Raw genomic sequence first — 4166 nt, 5'->3', positions numbered from 1 at the left:
AGGGAAGGTCTGGTTGACCATGAGACCGGGAAGCGCGTAACCCTTCAATGGATAGCCAAGACTGCAGGGGTATCGCTTGGTCAAGCCAAGTTCGCATCAGCGAAGCTCAAGGAGATACGTGAGCGGGGCGGGGAGCCCCCTGAAAACTGGTTCGATGCAATTGGCTGGGACCGGGATGATGAAGCGATGCGGGATAAGCAGGTTGAGCGGTACGCGGGGGAGCTACGAAGCAAGTTCCCGATGGACAAGATAGGGTTCCCCGAGCTGTTCGCTAAGTCTCTTTGTGTTGCATGGCCTGAACGTATCTTTGAGGTCTTTCATCACCTGCTGGAGCAGGACAACATGCGGGATGCGCTGCATGAGTACATCGAACACATGGAGGTAGACGATCTGGACGATGAGCCAGAAGAGGCGAACAAGGAAGCTAAGAGCGCAGACAAAGAGGATGATGTAGAGGTGGATTTCTAAGGACCCTACGGCCCGCATACAGCCCTCAGGAGCGATTGCCGCGGTCTCGAGTCCCGTGGGGTCATCCTGAGGCTTCCCAGCCCTTCCCTGAGGCTGGTAACACGCCGCTAGGTATCCAAGGAACCAAGGTGACAAACGGAGCGATAGCGTTAGGTGATGTAGCAGCACGGGCAAGCCATATCGAGGTGGCATGTTCGCGGTGTGATCGGAAGGGAAGGTATCGGCTGGCACGGCTGGTCGATGCCCTTGGCCCCGAGTTCCCCATGACGAACCTTGGTGTGGAGTTAGCAGTCTGCCCACGAAGGGAAGTAGCGAGCCACGGTGAGCGCTGTGATGTGTTTTTCCCGAACCTGTTGAAAATTCTGGAGGGGGACCAAGGGACTACAGAAGCCGGCCCTGAGGGTCCTTCTTAAACTCGAATCGCACAGTCTTCACCTTCCTTCCGGCCTTGATTGGTCGCCAGTCGATGAGCCAACCATCTTTCTCTTGGAGGTCCTTCACTGCGGGTTCAATGAGCTTGGTGCGTATCTTTCCGAAGTCGGCCCTTTGCTTGTCCGTAGCCTCCATGGACTCAGCGAAATCCTCGATGGTGTACTCAGCCCAGCCGGTGGATTCGAATCGTTGCAGCAGCTCCAGCAGCTTCCATGATGATGCCGTGCGAAGGCCACTTACCTGCCTCAGTTGGTAGCGAGTGAATTGCCCCTGTAGTGCGGTCAGGTGCGGAACGAGGTCAGGCCACCAGCGGAGCTCTACCCAGCCCTCCCCTACGTGATACTTCACGGCCCCTACCCAGCGCATCTGTACCCGCGTTGGCTCTAGAGGTCTCCCCTTGCGACGATGAGCAGCTTCGTAGAACGTGATCGAGCGGCTGTAGAGGGACTTTGCTGCGGCCTGGAGCTGTTCATAGGCGGTGTCCATACTCACGTCGAACAGTTCCGCATATTCCGATGCCGTGAGGTTTGTCACGAGGATTCCCCCGGCTGGTAAGCGCCTGCTATCGAGCTTGGATAACGCAGCAAACACGAGGCGTTTTTCCATCATGCTGAGCCCGTGAGCAGCTCGGGTGAGCGCGTTACTCATGGACACCCAGCGAGCTCCTACGGGACGCTCCAAAGCCTCTATATCGTATTTCTCTGCCTTCTTCGCCAAAGCGGCTTTTCGTGCCATTTCTCCCAAACTCCCGGTTATTCGCCCCTGAATGATCGAGGGAGAAAATAGCATATCTCCCCTGTATAACTTTGGGAGAAATACCCGGCTGTTTGGGAGAAATACCCGGCTGTTTGGGAGAAATCCCCGGCTGTTTGGGAGAATAGCGTCCCGCTACCCCAAGCCAGCAAAGGCTCTCAGGGTCCTATAAACAAGAAAAAACGATTTAAAAACGCTGGAGCCTGTGGATAACGTACCGCCAATGGCCCCCAGAGCCCCAGAACCCCCCTGATTTCCCTTCCCAGCGCCTACCCTCAGCCCTACCCCAAGGCCCTCAGGCCCTTCTGAGCGGCTGGAGGCCCTTGGCATCTGTAACGCCCTGTGAGCGGTTCCTGAGGCCCCTGTGAGCCCCTGAGAGGCCCTGAGAGGCCCTGAGAACCTTGGAGGGGTGCCGGGGGGTCTGTGCCTGGTCGGAAGGCCCCCGGCCCTCCCCCATGCCCTCTTTGGCAAACCAAGGCCCCCCTCACATCGGCTGAGGCCCCCCGGCTCCTACCCCCGGTACCTTCGCCCAGGTCGATGAGAAATTTCTGGGAGCGGCCCTCTCTCGTCAGCGGCTCAATAACAACCGTGGGCTTGGCCCAAATGTTCAGTTTTTGGAGCTGGGGGAGTGGGGGTTTGAGGTACCGGTCTTTTGTTTTCCAGCCTTCGAAACAAAACGAAGCTCCAGCCGTAGCGATGCCAACGCGCCGCCAGTCCTTCGCTACTTGTTAGCAAACATTCGTTGTTGATCGATGGTGGATGTCCAAGGGTACTGGCCCCTTCGGGCACTCATGGGCATTCGTCTACAGTTACAGGTCACTGTGAGCGCTGTATCGTTAGCTTGCGCCATTGGCGTGGCATTCCATTTAGGCTCGCTTCTTAACCAAGCGGGCATTTTTTTGTTTGATGGTGTGCGAAAACGGTCATTTGCGAACAGTGCTGGAAAGGGTGTTCAAAAAATAGCTTGATTCTATTTCGTACAGTCTCTAAGATTCGTACATCCTTTTCGCACACCCCTGAGGCCCCATGTCCCGCACCTTCATTTACGCCCGTGTATCGCGTACCGAGCTAACCACCAGCAACCAGCTTGAAGAGATCAAGGCTGCGGGCTTCACAGTCGATGCGAAGCGAATCGTTGAGGAAACCATCAGCGGCAGCACGGAAGCCTTCAAGCGTCCCCTGTTCGCCAAGCTGGTGGACAGGCTGGAAGCGGGTGATGTGTTGATCGTTACCAAGCTCGATAGGTTAGGTCGGTCGGCCTTGGACGTTCGCAGCACGGTCGAGAAGCTGGCAGAGATGGGTGTCCGTGTTCATTGCCTCCAGCTCGGTGGCGCTGATCTCACCAGTTCGGCAGGGAAGCTGATCATGGGTGTCCTCAGTTCGATGGCGGAGTTTGAGAGGGACTTGATCATTGAGCGCACACAGGCTGGATTGGCCCGTGCGAAGGCTGAAGGGGTCAAGCTGGGGCGGAAGTCTGCGCTTAGCCCGCAGGAGCAACAGAAGGTCCGGGAGGCCATTGCTGAGGGTGTATCGGTGTCGCAGCTTGCTCGTGACTTCGGCACCAGCCGTGCAACCATCCTGAGGGCTAAGGCACAGGCGATAGTTGCCTAATCAATAAATAGTAACCGCAGTTTAGGGAAGCCTCTTTTCGAGAGGCAGAGGGACTTACCGGGCTCCTGAGGCTTATCCCGTGGCTTTGGAGACCTTGCGGTGAGCCTCCACGGGGTAACACCCCTTGCAACCCTCAGGGAACCGGTGGGAGCCTTCTGGAGCCCCTTGGCATGCTCCTTTGATGATGATGGTGGTGTTTCTCTTTGAGGGAACAGGCAGGCTCCTGAGGCTCCCTGAGGTCTAAGGCCCTTATTCCACGGGGCTCTGAAGGGACTCAGGGGACTCTCAGGGTCTATGCCTGATAGACTCCCTCGCTTTTTCCGGTCTAAATAGACCACCCCTAACAAGGGACACATGGCTAAGCGAGCAGAAGACGATAGGAGCCTGAGCGACAAGCTGAGGGAGTTACACGACCTTTGGGAGCCTCATGACCCTGAGAAGTTGCCAAAGCGGTTACCGGTCAAGCGGATCAAGCTGAGGCCAGACGTTTATCAGGCCCGAGGCACCAGCAGGAACCCGGCATACGGGGACATCAACCCCGCCAAGGTAGATGAGATGCGGGAGCTTCTGAACGGCAATCCAACGATGGATATGAAGCCTGTTCTCGTGTTGCATCTACCGAAGGCCACACCTGCCAAGCGATTCGTACTCCTTGATGGGCATCATCGGCACATGGCGTATGTTGGCACGATGCGTGAGGAGATCCCCGTTGAGTATGTGACGGTCAACCCTACCCAAGCCCTCCAAGCTGCGAACGATGAGAACAACCACATTCGGGAGCCCCTGACACAGGAAGGCAAGACCCAACACGCGTGGCGACTCCTGAGGGAAGGTCTGGTTGACCATGAGACCGGGAAGCGCGTAACCCTTCAATGGATAGCCAAGACTGCAGGGGTATCGCT

The 4166-nt window shown here is 56.9% G+C and carries 4 protein-coding genes; 3 read left to right on the top strand and 1 reads right to left on the bottom strand.

The window, feature by feature from the left end:
- Positions 1–468: hypothetical protein (locus tag AWB82_RS37840; RefSeq protein ID WP_159462665.1), on the top strand; the 468-nt coding region annotated here is incomplete at its 5' end.
- Between the two features lie 381 nt (positions 469–849).
- Here the strand turns inward: AWB82_RS37840 and AWB82_RS36175 are convergent.
- On the bottom strand, positions 850–1635 hold the full coding sequence (locus tag AWB82_RS36175; RefSeq protein WP_200818291.1) for a replication initiation protein: 786 nt from the start codon (positions 1633–1635) through the stop codon (positions 850–852).
- Positions 1636–2679: 1044 nt separating this feature from the next.
- Here AWB82_RS36175 and AWB82_RS36170 point away from each other — a divergent pair.
- Both AWB82_RS36170 and AWB82_RS36165 read left to right on the top strand, forming a co-directional pair.
- Positions 2680–3264 carry a recombinase family protein gene (locus tag AWB82_RS36170; RefSeq protein ID WP_086974039.1) on the top strand — a complete coding sequence of 195 codons (585 nt, stop codon included), beginning with the start codon at positions 2680–2682 and terminating at the stop codon, positions 3262–3264.
- Between the two features lie 354 nt (positions 3265–3618).
- Positions 3619–4166: ParB N-terminal domain-containing protein (locus AWB82_RS36165; protein WP_159462664.1), on the top strand; the 548-nt coding region annotated here is incomplete at its 3' end.

Origin of the sequence: Caballeronia glebae (assembly GCF_001545035.1) — a bacterium.
GTDB classification, from domain to species: Bacteria; Pseudomonadota; Gammaproteobacteria; order Burkholderiales; family Burkholderiaceae; genus Caballeronia; species Caballeronia glebae.
The sequence above is the reverse complement of the archived record's forward strand: the minus strand, read 5'-3'. Positions and strand labels throughout refer to the sequence as shown.

Excerpts from the sequence above, each read along its gene's own strand:
- AWB82_RS36175 (WP_200818291.1), bottom strand. The coding sequence starts at position 1,635 with ATGGCACGAAAAGCCGCTTTGGCGAAGAAGGCAGAGAAATACGATATA.
- AWB82_RS36170 (WP_086974039.1), top strand. The coding sequence starts at position 2,680 with ATGTCCCGCACCTTCATTTACGCCCGTGTATCGCGTACCGAGCTAACC.